Raw genomic sequence first — 17,373 nt, forward strand, 5'->3', positions numbered from 1 at the left:
GCGGATGGCTCCCGACCTGCGCGAGGCGACCGGGGACCGGCGCGATCCGGCCACCGCCGGCGGGTACGCCGAACCGCCGGACCGGGTCGGCTTCTTCACCGACACCAGCGTCTGCATCGGCTGCAAGGCGTGCGAGGTGGCCTGCAAGGAGTGGAACGCGATCCCCGAGGACGGGCTGGCCTTCACCGGCATGTCGTACGACAACACCGGCCAGCTCGACGCGAACAGCTGGCGGCACGTCGCCTTCGTCGAGCAGCCGCGCCGGCTCGGCCGGCAGGACGCGCAGCTCGCCCCGGCCGAGGTCCCCGCCGGGCTGCGCCGGGCCGCCGGTGGCCGGACTGCGGTCTCGCTCGGCATGCCCGGCTCGGCACCGCCGGACGGGCACGTCGACGCCGTGCCCGGGATGGACTTCCGCTGGCTGATGTCCTCCGACGTGTGCAAGCACTGCACGCACGCCGCCTGCCTGGACGTCTGCCCGACCGGCTCGCTGTTCCGCACCGAGTTCGGCACCGTGGTGGTGCAGCAGGACATCTGCAACGGCTGCGGCTACTGCGTACCGGCCTGCCCGTTCGGCGTGCTCGACGTACGCGAGGGAGACGGGCGGGTCTGGAAGTGCACCCTCTGCTACGACCGGCTCTCGGTCGGCCAGGAACCGGCCTGCGCCAAGAGCTGCCCGACCGACTCGATCCAGTTCGGCGAGCTCTCCGAGCTGCGGGCCCGAGCCGCCGCCCGGGTGTCGGACCTGCACGACGCCGGGGTGGACAGCGCCCGGCTCTACGGCGCCGACCCGTACGACGGGGTAGGCGGGGCCGGCGCGTTCTTCCTGCTGCTCGACGAGCCCGAGGTGTACGGGCTGCCGCCCGACCCGGTGGTCACCACCCGGGACCTGCCGGCGATGTGGCGCCGGACCGGACTGGTCGCCGTCGGGCTGCTGGCCGCACTGGTCGCCGTGTCAGTTCCGGGAGCACGCCGATGACCCACACCGACGTACGCCTCGACACCGCAGCCGACCTGCCGGTGGAGCGGGACGCGCTGATCGGCTCCGCCGGCCGCCCGGGGCGGCGGCAGCGCGGCGAGCGGCTGATGGTGCCGAGGGCCGAGTTCCGGTCGTACTACGGCCGGCCGGTGCTGAAGCCGCCGACCTGGGAGGCGGCGGACATCGGCGGCTATCTCTTCCTCGGCGGGCTGGCCGGCGCCTCGTCCACCCTGGCCGCCACCGCCGACCTCACCGGCCGGCCGGGACTGGCCCGCGGCCTCAAGGCCGGTGCCGCGGTCGCGCTGGCCGGCTCGCTCTACTCCCTGGTGCACGACCTCGGCCGCCCGGAGCGGTTCCTGCACATGCTGCGGGTGGTCAAGGTGACCTCGCCGATGAGCGTCGGCTCCTGGCTGCTCGCCGGGTACGGCCCGTTGGCGCTGCTCGCCGCCGGCAGCGCGGTCACCGGCCGGCTGCCCCGGCTCGGCCGGCTCGGCACGCTCGGCGCGGCCGCGCTCGGGCCGGCCGTCGCGTCGTACACCGCGACGCTCTTCGCGGACACGGCCGTGCCGGTCTGGCACGACGGGTACCGGGAACTCCCGGTGCTCTTCGCGGGTTCGTCGGCGGCCTCGGCCGGTGCGCTGGGGCTGCTGGCCGCCCCCGGTCCGGAGGGCGGGCCGGCCCGCCGTGCCGCAGTGCTCGGCGCCGCCACCGAACTGGCGGCGGCGTACCGGATGGAGCGCCGGCTCGGCATGGTGGCCGAGCCGATGCGGCAGGGCCTGGCCGGCGGGTTGCTGCGGGCCGGCAAGCTGCTCTGCGGGGCGGGTGCGCTGGCGGCCGGCGCCGGGCGCGGCCGGGCGGTGACGGCGACCGGCGCGGCGGTGCTACTGGCCGGCTCGATCTGCCTCCGGTTCGGGATCTTCCAGGCCGGGGTGGCCTCGGCCCGGGATCCGAAGTACACCGTGGAGCCGCAGCGGGAACGGTTGGTGGCCCGCACCGGCAGGCGGGAGCGCCGATCGTGAGAGCCGTGGCCAGACTCCTGCCGTTCGCCGGCATCGTGCTCGGCACCTGCGCGGCGGCCATCCTCGCCGGGAGGCGGACACCGTCGACGGGTCGGCGCGGTCGCCGTCGCTGACCGGGCCCTGCCGGCCGCCGCGACCGGCGGTGGATCCGGCGGGCGCGGGCGGGGCGGCCGAGCTGCCCGCCGCGCTGCGCCGCGCCGCCGCCGGGCGGATCCCGGTCAGGCGTGACCGGTGTCCGGGGCGCCGGTCTCCGAGATGCCGGCCGTCGCGAACAGTATGGTCCGGACGGCCCGGTAGAGGTCCTGCCGGCTCTGCTCGCTCCCCGGCGGCGGCGCGGTGAGCGAACCGGCGCCGCAGAGGCGGTCGAAGAGCAGCCCGTCCACGCAGGCGACGAGGTGGTTGCCACTCCGCTCCGGATCTGCTGCTCCGGCCTGGGCGAGCAGCGCGCGGGCCTGGTTCCGGGACGCGATGCCGTACGACAGGATCTCCAGCAGTTCGGGGTGGTGGGTGGCCTCCAGCAGGCAGGCGTACCGGGCCAGCGTCCGGGTACGCCCGGCGGTCAGCCAGTGGTCGAGCAGTCCGGCTATCCGACCGGCAAGCTGGTCGAGTTCCCGGGGTCCGAGCTGCTGCTTGCCCTCGCCGGGCAGCACGGCCGATCCGGTCATCGCCTCGGTGGGCAGCTCGGTGGCTTCGAAGTCGGCGCGGTCGAGGTCGGCGAGGCGGCGTACGACCGCCTCGACGAGCGCCTTGCGGGTCCGGAAGTACACCGAGGTGGAGCCGAGCGGCAGTCCGGCCCGGGCGTCCACCGCCCGGTGCGTCAGCCCCCGCATGCCCAGCTCCGCCACCAGTTCGATCGCGGCGTCGGTGATGACGGCGAACCGGTCCGGCCGTGCGGTCACCCGCGGCTCCCTCCAGTGGGCTTTTCTACGCCTGTAGTATGCCCTTCTACAGGCGCAGAAGAACCAGTTCCCGTCGCAATAGCAGAAAAAGCCCCGCATCCGACGCGAGATGAATCGGCCATTCACCTACATTCACGCAACTACGTTTCTGTGATCCGTGCCCGAACGTCCTGATTAGCCCATAATGCAACACAGACCGCTGGGGCATCCGGCCCAAAGCGGCACAAAAGGAGCGAGAGGCCCGATCGTGAAGCTCACTTTCATTCGTAAGACCGCGCAATCCCAGATCAACAACTGCCCGTCGCTGTACCGCACGGACCGTGACACCTTCATCGTGCAGGGCTGGCGCGTCTCCGACCCGGAGGCGCTGGCCCAGCTCGACATTCCGGCGCACGAAACCGCGGTGGAGGTCCCGGCCGACGTACTGGCCGAGATCGCGAAAGCGCTCTAGTACCGCGACGACCCCGATACAGACGCAGATCGGTTCACGAGGCCCGGCCGGCCGGACGTTCGCGGAGGTCGGCCAGGGTCACCGGGGTACGGGCCAGCAGCAGCCGCTCCAGCGCCGCGATCGTGCCCACCTCGCCGAGTACGTCCACCCCGCCGACGTCCGGGCGATAGCGGTACGCCAGCCGGTAGAGGTATCTCCCGGCGATCCGCTCGACACTCACCTGCCACCGGCCGCAGCAGACGCACACCCAGCCCCGCATCCGGCGAAGATAGCTCTGACCTGCTAAAACGTCTCACTCGCGGTGGTCGACTCGGGGCTGCTGAGCCGGATGTGACCCCTGGGACCTCCGGTACGGGCACGGGGCACCCCGGCCCGGCGCCCATCTGGTTGACTTGGCCGGGTGGAACTGCCGATCAACCCGCCGGTCGAGCCGATGCTGGCGAAGAGCGTGCCGAAGATCCCCACCGGGCCCGGGATGAGCTACGAGCCGAAGTGGGACGGCTTCCGCTGCATCGTCTTCCGCGACGGTGACGAGGTCGAGCTGGCCAGCCGGGGCGGCAAGACGATGACCCGCTACTTCCCCGAGGTGGTGGCGCAGGCCCGGGCGCAGTTGCCGACCCGGTGCGCGGTCGACGGCGAGCTGATCGTCATTCGCCGGGACGGCCCGGACGGCGAGCCCAAGCTCGACTTCGACCTGCTCAGCCAACGCATCCACCCGGCCGCGTCCCGGGTCAACATGCTGGCCGAGACGACCCCGGCCGACCTGGTCGCCTTCGACCTGCTCGCCGTCGGCGACGAGTTGCTGGTCGACCAGCCCTACGAGCGGCGCCGGGCCCGGCTCGTCGAGGAGCTGCGCGGCGTAGTACCCCCGGTGCACGTCACCCAGACCACCACCGACCCGGAGACGGCGGCCCGGTGGTTCGAGATCTTCGAGGGGGCCGGGCTGGACGGGCTGGTCGCCAAGCCGGCCGACATCCCGTACGAGCCGGGCAAGCGGCTCATGTTCAAGGTCAAGCACACCCGTACCGCCGACGTGGTGGTCGCCGGCTTCCGCTGGCACAAGTCCGGCCCGGTGGTCGGCTCGCTGCTGCTCGGCCTCTACGACGAGGCGGGGACACTGCACCACGTCGGCGTGTCGGCGTCGTTCAGCGCCGCCCGCAGGGCCGAGCTGCTGGACGAGTTGGCGCCGTACCGCGAGGGCGTCAAGGAGCACCCGTGGGTGCACGGCGACCACACCAGCGGGCAACGCATCCCAGGCGGGCCGAGCCGGTGGTCCGGCACCAAGAGCCTGGAGTGGGAGCCGCTCCGGCCGGAGCTGGTGGCAGAGGTCGGCTACGACGCGATGGAGGGGGACAGGTTCCGGCACACCGCCCAGTTCGTCCGCTGGCGGCCCGACCGGGAGCCGGCCTCCTGCGGGTACGACCAACTCGACCGCCCGATCCGGTTCGACGTCGACCAGGTGCTCCGCGGCGACCCGCTCGCCCCCGGCGCGTAGCCTGACGGTCGATACGATCACGGAGGATTTCTCTTGGCCCGCTCGCATCTTCGCCGGCTGCCCCTGGCCGGTCTCCTGGCCGTCGTGATGCTCGTCGCCGGCTGCACCATCCCGATTTTCCGGCCCGACGACGAGAGCGAGCGCGGTGGCCCGGCCGCCGCGTCGAAGGGTGCCGGCGCCACGGACTGGAAACCCTGTCCGGAGGTGCCGCGCAAGCTCGTCGGCCGAGGCGCGCCCAACATGCGGTACGACTGCGCCACCATCGGGGTACCCGCGGACTGGAGCACCGCCGGCGGCACCGGCGCGGGCGGCGACAAGCTGGAGATCTCGCTGCTGCGGATCCGTTCCACCAAGCAGCAGGACCGGATCGGTTCGCTGCTGATCAACCCGGGCGGGCCGGGCGGTTCCGGCGTCGACTCGGCGGTCTACCTGTCGTTCGGGGCCGGCTTCGGCGGGCTCCCCGACGAGGTGACCCGGCGGTTCGACATCATCGGCTTCGACCCCCGGGGCGTGGGCCGCTCCTCCCCCGTCAAGTGCGTCTCCGACGCCGACCTGGACAGCACCTTCGGCTTCGAGCCGGATCCGGAGAGCCAGGCGGAGTTCGACGAGCTGGTGGCGCTGAACCGGAAGATCGGTGACACCTGCGGCAGCAAGTACGGCGAGCGGCTCCGGCTCTACTCCACCGAGCAGGCCGCGCACGACATGGATGCCATCCGGGCCGCCGTCGGCGACGAGAAGCTGAGCTACCTCGGATACTCCTACGGCACCCTGCTCGGCGCGACGTACGCCCAGCTCTTTCCGCGTAACGTCCGGGCGCTGGTGCTCGACGGCGCGATCGACCCGGAGCAGGACATCGTGGCCGGCTCGGAGAGCCAGGCCAAGGGCTTCGAGCGCGCCTTCAGCAACTTCACCACCTGGTGCCGGGAGACACCGGGCCGCTGCCCGATCGCCCCGGACGCCCGAGGTGCGGTGACGGAGGCGCTGGAGAAGGCCCGGGTCTCCCCGGTACGCGGCGAGGGTGGCCGGGAGGCGACCGCCGGCTGGATCTTCTACGCGGTGATCTCCTCGCTCTACACCGAGGCCGGCTGGCAGAAGCTCGCCGCCGCGATCGACTCGCTCGCCGACGGGGACCCGAAGGAGGTCTTCGAACTCGCCGACTCGTACGCCGAGCGGGCCGAGGACGGCAGCTACACCAACCTCTTCGACGCCAACCTCTCGGTGAACTGCGCCGACGAGGAGAAGAGGGTCGGCCTCGACCGGATCCGGTCGTTGCAGTCGGAGTGGCGCAAGAAGTACCCGCTGTTCGGCGCCCCGCTCGCGGTGGGCATGCTGAGCTGCGAGTTCTGGCCAGGCCAGCGGGACCCGTACCCGACCGGCCCGGCGACCGGCGCCCCGCCGATCGTGGTCGTCGGCACCACCGGCGACCCGGCCACGCCCTACGAGCAGACGCCGAAGCTGGCCGAGATGCTCGACGTCGGCGTGGTGCTGACCTGGCAGGGCGAGGGGCACACCGCCTATCCGCAGACCCGCTGCATCAGCAACGCGGTCGACGGCTACCTGATCGACCTCAAGCCACCGAGCGCCGGCACCACCTGCCCGGCCCGGTGAAGTCCCCCCGCTGACGCCCGGCGCTCCGTCGGGCGCTGCCAGCGTCGGGCGCTGCCGGCGTCCGGCGCTCCCGACCTCGGACGCTGCCCGGCGCTTGCCGACGATCGGCGCGCGGGTGGCGAGCGGTTGGCGACCAGCCCGCCTGGCGCCCGGCCGGCGACGCCGGCCGGGCATAACCTCCGTCGCCGACTGTCGAGCTGGGTGCACAGCCGGGGCAGACGTCCGGAGGAGCGGGGAACGACGTCGGCGACGAACGGCGAGGGACGCCGCCCGGGTGGTACCCAGGCTCGGGCTCCCCTCGCCTCGGCATCCTCGCCGAGTCACGGCTTGGGGTCCGCACCCAGTCGCCTACCCGATGGGTGCACAGGCGGGGCAGCTCTACAGTCTGCTGGACGAACGTCCCTGGCTCGGCGGTTCGCGCGCGGCATCCCGCGCCGCCACGCAGTGCGGCGTCCCGCCAGCCGCCTCAGTCCGCGGTCCTGAAACCGGCGAATGCGCGCAGCCGCAGCTTGCGCCCCACCGTCTCGGCCAGCCACCTGTGATAGCCGTTCTGCGGATCCAGGCTGGCCCGAACCACCTCGCACCACTCCTCGCGGTCGAGTACCGCGAGGATCCGGCCCGCGAGTTCTTCCCGTTGCCCCGCGGAGCAGCTCACCCACTCGTCTGTCGTCCGGTCCGTCAGGTACGCGGCGATGGTCACGGCCGCGATGTACCGGTTCAGGATCGGCCGCTGCCGGCCGAGATGCCTGGCGTACCCGTCGAGCGCCAGCCTGGCCGACGGATACCGGTCGAGGGTGAGTCCCTGGCCCCAGCACTGGGTCATGGTCCCCAGCAACTGGCCGCTCTGGTCGATCAACTCGTCGTCCGCGTCCTCCGCGCCGATCGCCTCGTGCAGGTGGGCCGCCTCGGCCGCCTTGCCGGCGTAGTAGCCCTCCAGGACGTCGCCGTCACAGGTCCGGCGCAGCAGCCAGCCCCGTACCGCGGTTCTGTGGGCCAGCGGGCAGAGCGCCTCGACCAGGTAGACCCTGCCCCATCCGGTCATCCGACCGGCGAGCCAGAGCAGCGCCTCGTCGCCACCGTCGCGGGTACGTCGCCGTAGTGCGTCGGCAGCCAACGGGCCGAACGTGTCGGACAGCAGTGCGATGGTCCGGATCAGCGGAATGTCGTCAGGTGTCCGGTCGGTCGCCAGCAGGGCCAGCCCGACGAGAGCGCCACGTCGATCGGTGGCATGCCGTACCAGCCAACGGCCGGTACGGCGCACGCGTTCCCGCTCGGCTCGCAGGGCCGCGGCGGCGATGTGGTCGTTGCGGTGGATGGGAACGTCGACCTCGCGGAACGCTCCGGCGAGTTCGCTCGGCGGGGCACCGTCCATCACGAAGTGTGCGTCCAGGACGGCGGCGGCCGCCATGCCCTGATGACGCCGATCGTCCGGCGGATCCGGCTCAGGACGCTGACGCTCCAGATCCTCGTCCGGATAGGGACGCCCGTCCTCGGGCAGGGGCGAGTCCGGGTGCTGACGATGCAGCCGCCGGGCGTGGTCGAAGAGGGTGACCCGGGGTCCGAGCGGTCCAGGCTCGGGCGTCTCGCTCACCGGCGGACGGAGGACTCGATTCTTTCGATCATGACCGGGATGATGCCAGGACGCTGCGCCGCCAGGCAAGCCGGCCGCCGAGTCGACCGGGGTGACAATGGCCGATGTGCCAGGCTGAGGGCATGAGTGAGCTGATCTTCCGGACCGCCCGCCGGGACGACGTACCGGCGATCGTCGCGATGCTGCTCGACGACGAGGTGACCGCGAGCCGGGAACCGGCGGAGCCGACCGGCGAAGAGGTCGACGCCGCCTACTGGGCCGGGTTCGAGGCGGTCGACGCCGACCCGCGCAACGAGCTGATCCTCGCCGAACTCGACGGCGAGCCGGTCGGCACGATGCAGCTCACCTTCATCCCCGGAGTGAGCCGGCGCGGCGCCGAACGGATGCAGATCGAGGCGGTCCGGGTCCGCTCCGATCTGCGCGGCGGTGGGATCGGCCGGCGGATGATGACCTGGGCGGTGGACCAGGCCCGGGAACGCAACTGCCGGCTGGTCCAATTGACCACCGACAAACGGCGTACGGAGGCGCACCGGTTCTATGCCTCGCTGGGATTCGCAGCCAGCCACGAGGGCATGAAGCTGGCGCTCTGACGCCGACCGACCGTCGGTACGAGTCGCTGACGGCGGCGTGCGGCGCTGGTCGCCCCGTGGCCACCGGATCGGGCCACGGGGCGACCGTGCGAGGTCAGCGGACGGGCCGGTCCGAGTTGACCAGAGCGATCCGCTCCCGCACCTGTTCGCGCAGCTCGGTCAGGCTCTCGGCCGACAGCCGCGCCGGCGAGTCGAGCTTCCGGCTGTCCCGCTTCACCGGGCCGGCGACCGGGTACACCTCGGCCTCACCCGGCAGCGGCACGCCGGGACAGGTCACATTGGACGGGCGCGAGTTGCGCAGCAGGAAGACGTTGACCATCCCGTCGACACACGGGTTGCCGTTCAGCGCGTACTGCCCGTGGAAGGTGGCGTCGTCGATCGAGACCATGCTGACCCCCGGTGCCGCGCGGACCGCCGCCCGCGCCTGCTCGTAGCCGGTCTGCGGGTCGAACTCGGCCTGGACGACCAGGATCTTCGAGGCGGCCGACGCGGGGAGGTTCGGCAGGGTCTGCCGGGGCGCGTCGGACCAGAATCCACACGGCTCGGAGAGCCCGTACGCCCAACCGAACAGCGGGTAGCGGGGGCCCTGCCGGTCGCTGAGCTTCCGGTACCAGGTGGCGGAGCGGGTGGGCTGGTCGCCGCAGGCCACGGAAACCCGGGTACCGGGGAACGTCACGTAGTCCTCGGGGACCTCGGCCGCGATCCGCCGCACCGTCAGCTCCGCGAGCGGCACGCCGTACTCCGCCCGGGCCAGCGCGTCCAGCTCGGTGCGCAGGGCCTCCGGCAGCCCGGTTTCGGGAGTGTCACCGTTCATCTCCTGTGCCGCCAGCGTGAAGACCAGGGTGGCGAGAAGCCATTGGAGCTGGCCGCCCATGCCGACGAAAAGGGCGTCGTAGTTGTCACCGGCGATCCCCAGGGTCTTGGCGTACTCGCGGGCCTGCTCCCAGGTCCGCGCCGCCTCGGCCGGGGTGCCGCCGACGATCTCGGGGAACTGCCGCGCCGTCCACGGCAGGTAGACGTCGTCGAGCTGCCGCTGCCCGATCATCGGGAACGCCTCGAAGGCGGCCTGGAGCCGGCCCTGCCAGTTGACGCTGGAGTCGAGCACCATCTTGCCGGCACTGGCCGGGAAGAGTGAGGCGTACTTCGCACCCAGCCAGGTGCCGTAGGAGTAGCCGACATAGTTGAGAGTGGAGTCGCCCAGCAGTTGCCGGATGAGTTCCATGTCGTGCGCGGTCTGCCAGGTGGTGATGAACGGGGTCAACGCCTTGCTCTGGCAGGCTTCGGCGATGGCCCGGGGTGCCTTCTGGTGCTCGGCGATGCTCTCCGGGGACCGGTCCCGGGCGTCTAGGTCGGTCCGGGTCGAGAGTCGGCCGGTCGGGATCTCACAGACCAGTCCGAGCTGGTCCGGGGCGGTCCCGCCCTCATGGCCGGTGCCGCGCGGGTCCATGCCGATGAAGTCGTACCGCTCGTTCACGGTCGGCTGGAGCGCGGCCAGGGCCCCGGCCAGGGAGCTGCCCTGGCCTCCCGGTCCGCCCGGGTTGGTGAGGATGGCGCCGAGGCGTTCGCCGGTGGCCTTCGCCCGGCTGATCGAAACCTGTAGGTCGACGCCCGCGTCGGGCGCCGCCCAGTCGCGGGGGACGGTGACCAGGGCGCACTCCGACGGGCGGGCCTGCTCCGGCGGCGTGAACAGGCAGGCACCCCAGCTCAGTTCCTGGTCGAGGTAGCGGTCGAACGGGCTGGCGGCCCGGGCCACTACCGGGGTCGCGACCAGCGCGAGGACCAGGATCGCCGGTGTCACCACACTTCTGACGATGCGGCGCACGGTACTCCCTCCAGTAGGAATCGGATGAAGGGAGCGTAGCCGGTGTTTTCCGGGCCGGTGCCCACCATTGGGGTGAACTCGCGTCCGCCGGCCTCATCCCTCAGGCCTAATCCCATCCTCGCCTAGCGGATCGCGACGACGATCGCAAGAGCGTCGCCTTGCTCGATCATGGACCTCCGTTGCTCACTCATCTCCCATCGCATCGGCTCCCGGCGATTCGGTGTTTACAGCACAATCACCACCTCATAGGGTCGGCAGTCCAACGAGGACGGTCTCGCGTGCCGGAGATCGGAACTGCGCCGATATCCCCAATCGAGAGTGAGCGATCGTGGGCAGCATGTCTGAGTTCCTGATCACTGAACTGCGGATCTTACGGACGTCACGTGGCCTGAGTCAGGAAGACTTCGGAAAGGCGATCAAGTATTCCGGCAGCCACGTCTCGTCGGTGGAGACCGGTCAACGCCCGCCCACCGAGGAATACCTCGAGGCGGTCGACCGAGTCTTCGAGACCGGCGGCCTCTTCAGCCGGCTACTGGTGCGGATCAACACGCTGGAAGTCGTGCACGTCTGGCTCCGGCCGTGGATCGAGGTCGAACGGGACGCCATCGTGCTGAAGTCCTACGAGCCGTTGGTGATCCCGGGCTTGCTTCAGACCGAGGCATACGCCCGGTCGCTGCTCAGCACCGGCACCCTGCCGGCGGGACAACTCGACCCGCAGGTGCGCGCTCGGATCGACCGTCAGCAGGTGCTCGGCCAGGACAACCCCCCGCTACTCTTCGCCGTGATCGACGAGACCGTGTTGCGCCGGGCCGTCGGCGGCGCGGCGGTGATGCGAGAGCAACTCGACCACCTGCTGATGGCGTCCGAGCGACCGAACGTGAATATCCATATAGTCCCCGCCAGCACCGGGGCGTACGTTGGACTGAACGGCGCGTTCGTGATCGCCACGCTGCCGGACAGCCGGGAACTGGCCTATCTGGATCATCAGCTTGAGGGACTGGTTTCGGAGCGGCCAAACGACATCCTGCCCGTCCGGGAGGCGTGGGAAAAGGTGCGCGGCGTTGCGCTACCCGTCCAGCAGTCCATCGAGTTGATCAGGGAAGTGGCGAAGACATGGACATGAGCGTCGCCCGTTGGCGCAAGTCGAGCCGTTCCAGCGCCAACGCCGGCAATTGCGTGGAGGTGGCCGACAACCTGCCGGGTCGGGTACTGGTCCGGGACAGTAAGGATCGGGAGGGCCCGGTGCTGGCCTTCGAGTACAACGCTTGGCGGTCCTTCGTGGCCGAGGTACCCCGGATCTGATCCAGCCGGAGTGGTTCCACCGATCCGCCTGATACCACCGAGTCATCATGATGACTCGGTGGTATCAGCAGCGGAAGGAATGTGCCCGGCCGGGCCGGCGAACGTCTCCCGACCGGGCGGCCCGCCAGCCGTCCCGGAACCCCGTCACTCCGCGGGACAGGAGTCGGGCTGCCCCGGGTGAGGGCGGTGGCCGGTGGGGCCGCGCCTCGGCCTGCGCGCTTCGGTCAGGGGCGGCGTTGCACCGCCAGGAAGGTGACGGTCGTGAGCGCGACCGCGACGATCAGGTATATGGCCGCCTCGGCGAGCTGCAGTTGCCAGTAGGTCATAGTGGCGCTCTCGCGCAGTGCGCGGGCTCCGCCCAGTTGCACGATGCCCAGTATCGGGACGCTGATGGCCATGGCGATGTGGGTGTTGCGGGTCAGCGCACCGAGTGCCGCGCCCAGGGCGAGGGCGAACAGGACCCGGGCGAACGGGACGAGGTCGTGGGATTCGTAGTAGAACCAGTGCATCGGATCGGCGGCGGTTGTGGGTAGTGCCCAGCTGACGATGGCGGTGACCGCTGTCGCTGCGGCCAGCGCTCCGGCTGCGGCGACCGTTAGCCTGGCGGCGAGCCACCGGGTACGGGGTTGGCTTTGGGTCCAGGCGAGGCGGTGCGTGCCGTGTTCGATGTCGCGTGCCACCAGCGGTACGCCCCAGAACATGCAGACTCCGATGGTCAGGTAGCCGGCGAACAGTTGAGTGATCGTGGTGAACTCGGTATCGAAGTGCGCTGCGGTGGCCAAGGCGCCGTAGATGGCGGTCAGGACAGCGGCGGCGGTGAAGGGGAAACGCTGCTGGCGCCAGGCGAGCCAGATCATGCGGCCTCCGTCTCGGTTCTGGCGAGGATGGGTGCTGGCATCCACGAGGCGTCCGGGTTACGGAGGTAGGCCAGGACGAGTTCCTCCAGGGCGGGTGCCTGGCCGCTGCTGCGGGCGTCGGCGGGATCCCCACGTACGAGTGCGGTGGCCTGGCGGGCGGTGGCGCTCAGGTGCACGGGCGGGACGGGGGCATTGCGCAGTTGCGCGGCGAGTTCGGCGGGCCCGGTGACGATTCGGTGGGCTTCGATGAGTTCGTCGAAGCTGCCAGCCAGTTGCAGCCGGCCCCTGTTGAGCAGCAGCAGGTAGTCGCAGGTGTCGACAAGGTCGGTCAGGATGTGTGACGACAGCACGACGGTGGCCCCGGTATCGGAGACGGCGGCCATCATCGCGCCCATCACCTCCTGACGGGCCAGCGGGTCGAGGTCGGCCAGCGGCTCGTCGAGGATGAGCAGTTCGGCGCGCTTGCCCAGGGCGAGCGTCAGCGCGACCAGGGTACGTTGCCCGCCGGACAAGTGGCCGACCTTCCTGTCCAAGGGAATTCGGTAGGCGTCGAGCCGGGCTCGGGCCGAGGCGTTGTCGAAGCCGGGGTTGGTTGCCCGTCCGAAGCGGAGGATCTCTTCGACGGTGAAGGTCGCGAACAGCGGCTTGTCCTGCGCCACGAACGCAACCCGGGCCAGATCCTGGCCCTGCTGGCTGAGCCTGCGGCCGGCGACGCGTACCTCACCCACGGTGGGTGTGAGTAGGCCCGCCGCCAAGTGCAGCAACGTGCTCTTGCCCGCGCCGTTCGGTCCTACCAGGGCGGTCACCGTCCCGGACGGTACCGCCAGGGTGCAGTCACGCAGCGCCCACGTCCGGCCGTATCGCTTGCCCAGGCCGGTGGTCTCCAACGCGTTCATGACTGCTGTCCCGCCTGCCGTGGTGCCGCAGGTTCGCCCTCGGCCAGTGCCGCCTCGAAGACCGCGCGCATGTCGTCATCGTCCAAGCCCGCGTCACGTGCTGCGGTGACCCACGAATCGAGCTGGTTGCGGATCGCCGGGTCCTGCGCCGCGCGCCGCACGGACAGCGACGCGAGGACGAAGGTGCCCACGCCCGGCCGGGAGAGCACCACACCGTCGCGTTCCAGCTCTCGATACGCCTTGTGCACCGTGTTCTGGTTGATACCCAACGCGGCCACCACCTCCCTCGCCGTCGGGAGCTGATCGCCTTCCTGCAGCCAGCCCAGCCGCACCGCCTGTCGTACCTGCTGAACCAGCTGCAGGTACGGGGTGACGCCGGACCGGCGGTCCAGTCGGAACGTGATCACGCCTACTCCCATTCTGCTACACTGCTAGCAGAATAACAGTATGGCAGGTCGCAGCAGAGAGGCCCCTTCCATGACCCAGACCGGACGTCAGATCCGCCGCCGCTTCGGCAGCCGAGGCGTGCTCACCGCTGTGGCGGTGTTCGCCGCCGCCGTCATCACAGGTGTCATCGCCCTCATCGCCTGACACTCGTTCACCGGGGCGTCTTCGCCTCCGCCGCCCAGGGGATGCACCGGCGCCCCGCCCGAGCGTGGCGGGGACCTGCCCGTGGCGCAGCTAGTTCGGCCTTGTCGGCCTACGCTCGCCCGCTCACTCCTTGCGGTCGCGGTCCCGGGACGGCTGTACCCGCTTCGGCTCCCCCGGCATTTTCGGATGGTCCGGCGGATAGGGCAGGTCGCCCGAGCCGTCCCGGTCGTCCCGGTCGGCCCACTCCAGCAGCGGGGAGATGTCCCACGGCGCGTCGTCGATGCCGGCGTGCGGATCGCCGATCTTCGCCACCCGCTCCGGCACCGTCTTCAGGTCGAAGTCGTCCGGCTCCACGTCCGGCAGCTCGTCCCAGCTGACCGGGGTGGAGACGGTGGCCCGGGCGTTGGCCCGCAGCGAGTAGGCGCAGGCGATCGTCCGGTCCCGGGCCATCTGGTTGTAGTCGATGAAGACCTTCTCGCCGCGCTGCTCCTTCCACCACGAGGTGGTGACCAGGTCGGGGCGGCGCCGCTCGACCTCCCGAGCGAACGCGATCACCGCCCGGCGCACCTCGGTGAAGGTCCAGCGGGGCGCGATCCGCAGATAGACGTGCACGCCCCGGCCGCCGGAGGTCTTCGGCCAGCCGGTCGCGCCCAGCTCGTCCAGCAGCCCGCGCACCTCGCCGGCCGCCTCCACCGCGTCGGCGAAGTCGGTGCCGGGCTGCGGGTCGAGGTCGATCCGCAGTTCGTCGGGGCGGTCGACGTCGGTGCCCCGGACCGGCCAGGGATGGAAGACCACCGTACCCATCTGGGCCGCCCAGGCGACGTGCGCCAGGTCGGCCGGGCACAGCTCGTCAGCGCTCCGGCCGCTCGGAAACTGGATCTTCGCAGTCTGGATCCAGGGCGGCACGCCCCGCGCCGGCACCCGCTTCTGGTAGAACATCTCCCCCTCGATGCCCTCCGGGAAGCGCTGCAACGCCGTCGGCCGGTTGCCCAGGGCGCGCATGATCCCGTCGCCGACCGCGAGGTAGTAGTCGAACATGTCCTTCTTGGTGAACCCGCGACGAGGGAAGTAGACCCGGTCCGGGCTGCTCAGCCGTACCGTGTGCCCGGCCACCTCGACCTCGACGGGCTTCGCCTTCGCGCTGCCACCAGCCATGGGCCGACCCTATGCCACCGCTCCGACACAGGTGACCCGACACGGAGACGCCGCCCGCCGCCACGGCCGGACAGCCGCCACGGCCGCTCAGGCCAGGGGTCGCGCCTCCCGCTCCCGGCTGCCGTGCCGGTGCGCCTCCCAGACCTGGCAGATCAGCACGAGCTTCTGCTCGAACCGGGGATCCCGGTCCAGCGGGCCGCCGTCGTACGGAGCATGCAGCCGCAGCGGCCCGGCGTCGCCGAGGTAGACGGCGACGACGGTACGACCCCGGCGGCGCTCCGCCCGGACGTCGACCACCCGCTGCCAGGCCACGAAGGCGTACCCCCCGTACGCCCGGCCCCGCAGCCCCGCCTCGTCCAGCCGGACCCGGGCCCGGAGCCGGTCGGCGGCGCCGCAGAGCACCCCGAGCGGTAACGGGGCCAGCACGGCGACCCAGACCAGTTCGGAGAGTTCCCGATGCCCGGGCAGCGCGCTGGCGATCACGATCACGGCGCCGCTGCCCAGACCACCCCAGCGCAGCCCCCGGACCACCGCCTGCCGCCAGGTCAGCCGGAACTCGGCCAGCACCGGCCGGTGCTCGCGTCGCCGTCGCTCTCCGCCCGGCCCGGTGGCCGCCCGCATGTCCTGTCAACGACTCGGTCGCCGGGCGGTGATTAATCAGTTGTTTCTCGCTGTTTTCCGATGATTCTGCGGTGCTCGGCCGCCCCGACGAGGCGCTTAGCCGCCCGACGATCTCCGCCGTACCGTTGGGGGTATGGCTGACAACAGCGTCCGGGACGACCAGGCAGGCAAGCTGCCCACCACCGAGGAGGAGTGGCGGGTCCGGCTCACTCCGGAGGAGTTCAGGGTGCTCCGCCAGGCGGGCACGGAACGCGCGTGGACCGGCGAGTACGTGGACACCAAGACCGCCGGCACCTACCACTGTCGGGCCTGCGGGGCGGAACTCTTCTCCAGCGACACCAAGTTCGACTCGCACTGCGGCTGGCCGAGCTTCGACCAGGCACTGCCCGGCGCGATCCGCTACCTGGAGGACCGCTCGCTCGGCATGGTCCGGATCGAGGTGCGCTGCGCCAACTGCGACTCCCATCTCGGGCACCGCTTCGACGGCGAGGGCTTCACCCCGACCAACGCGCGGTACTGCATCAACTCGATCTCGGTGCGCCTCGACCCGTCGAGCACGTAGTATCACCGCAGATGCGGTGAAACGGGGGAATTCGACATGGCGACCTGCGAGGTCTGCGGCAACGACTACTGGATGGCGTTCGAGGTCCGCACCACCAGCGGGGACGTGCACACCTTCGACTCGTTCGAGTGCGCGGCGCACAAGCTCGCCCCGGTCTGCGAGCACTGCGGCATCCGGATCATGGGGCACGGTGTCGAGGTCTCCGGCCGGTTCTTCTGCTGCGGGCACTGCGCCCGGGTCGTCGAGGGCGAGCGCGGGGCGGAGATCCGGGACGCCGTCGGCGCCCGCCCGGCCTGATCCCGCACCCCAATCACGGCCTGACGCCGCACCGGGTCCCGACGCCGTCGGATCGCCCCGGCGGCAGCCCGCGCCGCCGCGCGCCTACCATCGCGGGATGCAGCAGTCGCAGACGCCACCGCGCCAGGCGGACCCCGCGGAGCGGGTCGAGCTCCGGGTCGCCTCGTTCGCCGACCTCGACACCCGGACCCTGCACGACCTGCTGAAGCTGCGGGTCGACGTCTTCGTGGTCGAGCAGGAGGCCGCCTATCCCGAACTCGACGGCCGGGACGTCGAGCCGGGCACCCGGCACCTGTGGCTGGCCCGGGGCGGCGTGCCGATCGCGTACCTGCGACTGCTCGCCGACCCGGGCGGGGTGGAGCGGATCGGCCGGGTGGTGGTGGCCCGGCAGGCCCGGGGCGGCGGGTACGCCGGACGACTGATGACCGAGGCGCTGGCCGTGGTCGGCTCCCGGCCCTGCGTACTCGACGCCCAGTCGCACCTGGTCGACTTCTACGCTCGCTACGGCTTCACCGTGAGCGGCCCGGAGTACGTCGAGGACGGCATCCCGCACGTGCCGATGCGCCGCGACCCGGCGGACCGGGCCGAGGCGGCGGACTAGTCTGCCTGGCCAGCCCAGACCGGCGGTTCGGACGGAACTG

At 71.3% G+C, this 17,373-nt stretch carries 20 protein-coding genes; 11 read left to right on the top strand and 9 right to left on the bottom strand.

Features of this window, described 5'->3' with window-relative positions:
* Window positions 1-4 precede the first annotated feature (4 nt).
* Both R6Y94_RS07785 and nrfD read left to right on the top strand, forming a co-directional pair.
* Window positions 5-976: a 4Fe-4S dicluster domain-containing protein gene (locus R6Y94_RS07785; RefSeq protein ID WP_318395105.1), complete on the top strand. Its 972-nt coding sequence runs from the start codon at window positions 5-7 to the stop codon at window positions 974-976.
* Window positions 973-1,995, top strand: a complete 1,023-nt coding sequence (gene nrfD / locus R6Y94_RS07790; RefSeq protein ID WP_318395106.1) for an NrfD/PsrC family molybdoenzyme membrane anchor subunit — start codon at window positions 973-975, stop codon at window positions 1,993-1,995. Before R6Y94_RS07785 ends, nrfD begins: the two co-directional genes overlap by 4 nt.
* Before the next feature lie 218 nt (window positions 1,996-2,213).
* On the opposite strand, the gene R6Y94_RS07795 is transcribed toward nrfD, so the two are convergent.
* Window positions 2,214-2,894, bottom strand: coding sequence for a TetR/AcrR family transcriptional regulator (locus R6Y94_RS07795; protein WP_318395107.1), 681 nt, complete (start codon window positions 2,892-2,894; stop codon window positions 2,214-2,216).
* 247 nt (window positions 2,895-3,141) lie between these two features.
* On the opposite strand from R6Y94_RS07795, the gene R6Y94_RS07800 reads away from it, so the two are divergent.
* Window positions 3,142-3,345: a hypothetical protein gene (locus R6Y94_RS07800; protein WP_130464110.1), complete on the top strand. Its 204-nt coding sequence runs from the start codon at window positions 3,142-3,144 to the stop codon at window positions 3,343-3,345.
* Between the two features lie 34 nt (window positions 3,346-3,379).
* On the opposite strand, the gene R6Y94_RS07805 is transcribed toward R6Y94_RS07800, so the two are convergent.
* Entirely contained in the window at window positions 3,380-3,604 is a 225-nt protein-coding gene (locus R6Y94_RS07805) for a hypothetical protein (RefSeq protein ID WP_318395108.1), read from the bottom strand.
* Window positions 3,605-3,745: 141 nt separating this feature from the next.
* Here R6Y94_RS07805 and R6Y94_RS07810 point away from each other — a divergent pair, with 141 nt between their 5' ends.
* Together R6Y94_RS07810 and R6Y94_RS07815 are read left to right on the top strand one after the other, a co-directional pair.
* The gene (locus R6Y94_RS07810) at window positions 3,746-4,840 is read left to right on the top strand and encodes an ATP-dependent DNA ligase (protein ID WP_318395109.1); all 1,095 of its coding nucleotides are present in this window, start codon (window positions 3,746-3,748) and stop codon (window positions 4,838-4,840) included.
* Window positions 4,841-4,873: 33 nt separating this feature from the next.
* Window positions 4,874-6,448, top strand: coding sequence for an alpha/beta hydrolase (locus tag R6Y94_RS07815; RefSeq protein WP_412102707.1), 1,575 nt, complete (start codon window positions 4,874-4,876; stop codon window positions 6,446-6,448).
* Between the two features lie 466 nt (window positions 6,449-6,914).
* Here the strand turns inward: R6Y94_RS07815 and R6Y94_RS07820 are convergent, their stop codons facing one another.
* Entirely contained in the window at window positions 6,915-8,039 is a 1,125-nt protein-coding gene (locus R6Y94_RS07820; protein WP_318395110.1) for a hypothetical protein, read from the bottom strand.
* A 122-nt stretch (window positions 8,040-8,161) separates the two neighbouring features.
* On the opposite strand from R6Y94_RS07820, the gene R6Y94_RS07825 reads away from it, so the two are divergent.
* Window positions 8,162-8,629, top strand: coding sequence for a GNAT family N-acetyltransferase (locus tag R6Y94_RS07825; RefSeq protein WP_318395111.1), 468 nt, complete (start codon window positions 8,162-8,164; stop codon window positions 8,627-8,629).
* A gap of 94 nt (window positions 8,630-8,723) precedes the next feature.
* Here the strand turns inward: R6Y94_RS07825 and R6Y94_RS07830 are convergent, their stop codons facing one another.
* Complete coding sequence (locus R6Y94_RS07830) at window positions 8,724-10,451, bottom strand: alpha/beta hydrolase (RefSeq protein WP_318395112.1); 1,728 nt, start codon at window positions 10,449-10,451, stop codon at window positions 8,724-8,726.
* A 337-nt stretch (window positions 10,452-10,788) separates the two neighbouring features.
* On the opposite strand from R6Y94_RS07830, the gene R6Y94_RS07835 reads away from it, so the two are divergent.
* Both R6Y94_RS07835 and R6Y94_RS07840 read left to right on the top strand, forming a co-directional pair.
* Window positions 10,789-11,574: a helix-turn-helix transcriptional regulator gene (locus tag R6Y94_RS07835; protein WP_318395113.1), complete on the top strand. Its 786-nt coding sequence runs from the start codon at window positions 10,789-10,791 to the stop codon at window positions 11,572-11,574.
* The gene (locus tag R6Y94_RS07840) at window positions 11,565-11,753 is read left to right on the top strand and encodes a DUF397 domain-containing protein (protein WP_318395114.1); all 189 of its coding nucleotides are present in this window, start codon (window positions 11,565-11,567) and stop codon (window positions 11,751-11,753) included. The genes R6Y94_RS07835 and R6Y94_RS07840 overlap by 10 nt, the downstream gene beginning before the upstream one ends.
* 224 nt (window positions 11,754-11,977) lie before the next feature.
* Here the strand turns inward: R6Y94_RS07840 and R6Y94_RS07845 are convergent, their stop codons facing one another.
* The 5 genes from R6Y94_RS07845 to R6Y94_RS07865 all read right to left on the bottom strand — a co-directional run bounded on the left by R6Y94_RS07845 (window position 11,978) and on the right by R6Y94_RS07865 (window position 15,873).
* Complete coding sequence (locus tag R6Y94_RS07845; RefSeq protein WP_318395115.1) at window positions 11,978-12,610, bottom strand: hypothetical protein; 633 nt, start codon at window positions 12,608-12,610, stop codon at window positions 11,978-11,980.
* Window positions 12,607-13,506, bottom strand: coding sequence for an ABC transporter ATP-binding protein (locus R6Y94_RS07850; RefSeq protein WP_318395116.1), 900 nt, complete (start codon window positions 13,504-13,506; stop codon window positions 12,607-12,609). The genes R6Y94_RS07845 and R6Y94_RS07850 overlap by 4 nt, the downstream gene beginning before the upstream one ends.
* Window positions 13,503-13,913, bottom strand: coding sequence for a GntR family transcriptional regulator (locus R6Y94_RS07855; RefSeq protein ID WP_318395117.1), 411 nt, complete (start codon window positions 13,911-13,913; stop codon window positions 13,503-13,505). Before R6Y94_RS07855 ends, R6Y94_RS07850 begins: the two co-directional genes overlap by 4 nt.
* A gap of 307 nt (window positions 13,914-14,220) precedes the next feature.
* Complete coding sequence (gene ligD / locus R6Y94_RS07860; RefSeq protein ID WP_318395118.1) at window positions 14,221-15,252, bottom strand: non-homologous end-joining DNA ligase; 1,032 nt, start codon at window positions 15,250-15,252, stop codon at window positions 14,221-14,223.
* An 87-nt stretch (window positions 15,253-15,339) separates the two neighbouring features.
* Window positions 15,340-15,873 (bottom strand): hypothetical protein, encoded by a 534-nt coding sequence (locus R6Y94_RS07865; protein WP_318395119.1) that lies wholly within the window; start codon window positions 15,871-15,873, stop codon window positions 15,340-15,342.
* Window positions 15,874-16,006: 133 nt separating this feature from the next.
* Here R6Y94_RS07865 and msrB point away from each other — a divergent pair, with 133 nt between their 5' ends.
* The 3 genes from msrB to R6Y94_RS07880 all read left to right on the top strand — a co-directional run bounded on the left by msrB (window position 16,007) and on the right by R6Y94_RS07880 (window position 17,333).
* The gene (gene msrB, locus R6Y94_RS07870) at window positions 16,007-16,435 is read left to right on the top strand and encodes a peptide-methionine (R)-S-oxide reductase MsrB (RefSeq protein ID WP_318395120.1); all 429 of its coding nucleotides are present in this window, start codon (window positions 16,007-16,009) and stop codon (window positions 16,433-16,435) included.
* Window positions 16,436-16,471: 36 nt separating this feature from the next.
* Window positions 16,472-16,732 carry a Prokaryotic metallothionein gene (locus tag R6Y94_RS07875; RefSeq protein WP_318395121.1) on the top strand — a complete coding sequence of 87 codons (261 nt, stop codon included), beginning with the start codon at window positions 16,472-16,474 and terminating at the stop codon, window positions 16,730-16,732.
* Between the two features lie 97 nt (window positions 16,733-16,829).
* Window positions 16,830-17,333 carry a GNAT family N-acetyltransferase gene (locus R6Y94_RS07880; RefSeq protein ID WP_318395122.1) on the top strand — a complete coding sequence of 168 codons (504 nt, stop codon included), beginning with the start codon at window positions 16,830-16,832 and terminating at the stop codon, window positions 17,331-17,333.
* Window positions 17,334-17,373: the final 40 nt, after the last annotated feature.

The organism is Plantactinospora sp. KLBMP9567 (assembly GCF_033446045.1).
GTDB lineage: Bacteria > Actinomycetota > Actinomycetes > Mycobacteriales > Micromonosporaceae > Plantactinospora.

Excerpts from the sequence above, each read along its gene's own strand:
- R6Y94_RS07785 (WP_318395105.1), top strand. The coding sequence starts at position 5 with ATGGCTCCCGACCTGCGCGAGGCGACCGGGGACCGGCGCGATCCGGCC.
- nrfD (WP_318395106.1), top strand. The coding sequence starts at position 973 with ATGACCCACACCGACGTACGCCTCGACACCGCAGCCGACCTGCCGGTG.
- R6Y94_RS07805 (WP_318395108.1), bottom strand. The coding sequence starts at position 3,604 with ATGCGGGGCTGGGTGTGCGTCTGCTGCGGCCGGTGGCAGGTGAGTGTC.
- R6Y94_RS07825 (WP_318395111.1), top strand. The coding sequence starts at position 8,162 with ATGAGTGAGCTGATCTTCCGGACCGCCCGCCGGGACGACGTACCGGCG.
- R6Y94_RS07835 (WP_318395113.1), top strand. The coding sequence starts at position 10,789 with ATGTCTGAGTTCCTGATCACTGAACTGCGGATCTTACGGACGTCACGT.
- R6Y94_RS07840 (WP_318395114.1), top strand. The coding sequence starts at position 11,565 with ATGGACATGAGCGTCGCCCGTTGGCGCAAGTCGAGCCGTTCCAGCGCC.
- R6Y94_RS07845 (WP_318395115.1), bottom strand. The coding sequence starts at position 12,610 with ATGATCTGGCTCGCCTGGCGCCAGCAGCGTTTCCCCTTCACCGCCGCC.
- R6Y94_RS07850 (WP_318395116.1), bottom strand. The coding sequence starts at position 13,506 with ATGAACGCGTTGGAGACCACCGGCCTGGGCAAGCGATACGGCCGGACG.
- ligD (WP_318395118.1), bottom strand. The coding sequence starts at position 15,252 with ATGGCTGGTGGCAGCGCGAAGGCGAAGCCCGTCGAGGTCGAGGTGGCC.
- R6Y94_RS07865 (WP_318395119.1), bottom strand. The coding sequence starts at position 15,873 with ATGCGGGCGGCCACCGGGCCGGGCGGAGAGCGACGGCGACGCGAGCAC.
- msrB (WP_318395120.1), top strand. The coding sequence starts at position 16,007 with ATGGCTGACAACAGCGTCCGGGACGACCAGGCAGGCAAGCTGCCCACC.
- R6Y94_RS07875 (WP_318395121.1), top strand. The coding sequence starts at position 16,472 with ATGGCGACCTGCGAGGTCTGCGGCAACGACTACTGGATGGCGTTCGAG.
- R6Y94_RS07880 (WP_318395122.1), top strand. The coding sequence starts at position 16,830 with ATGCAGCAGTCGCAGACGCCACCGCGCCAGGCGGACCCCGCGGAGCGG.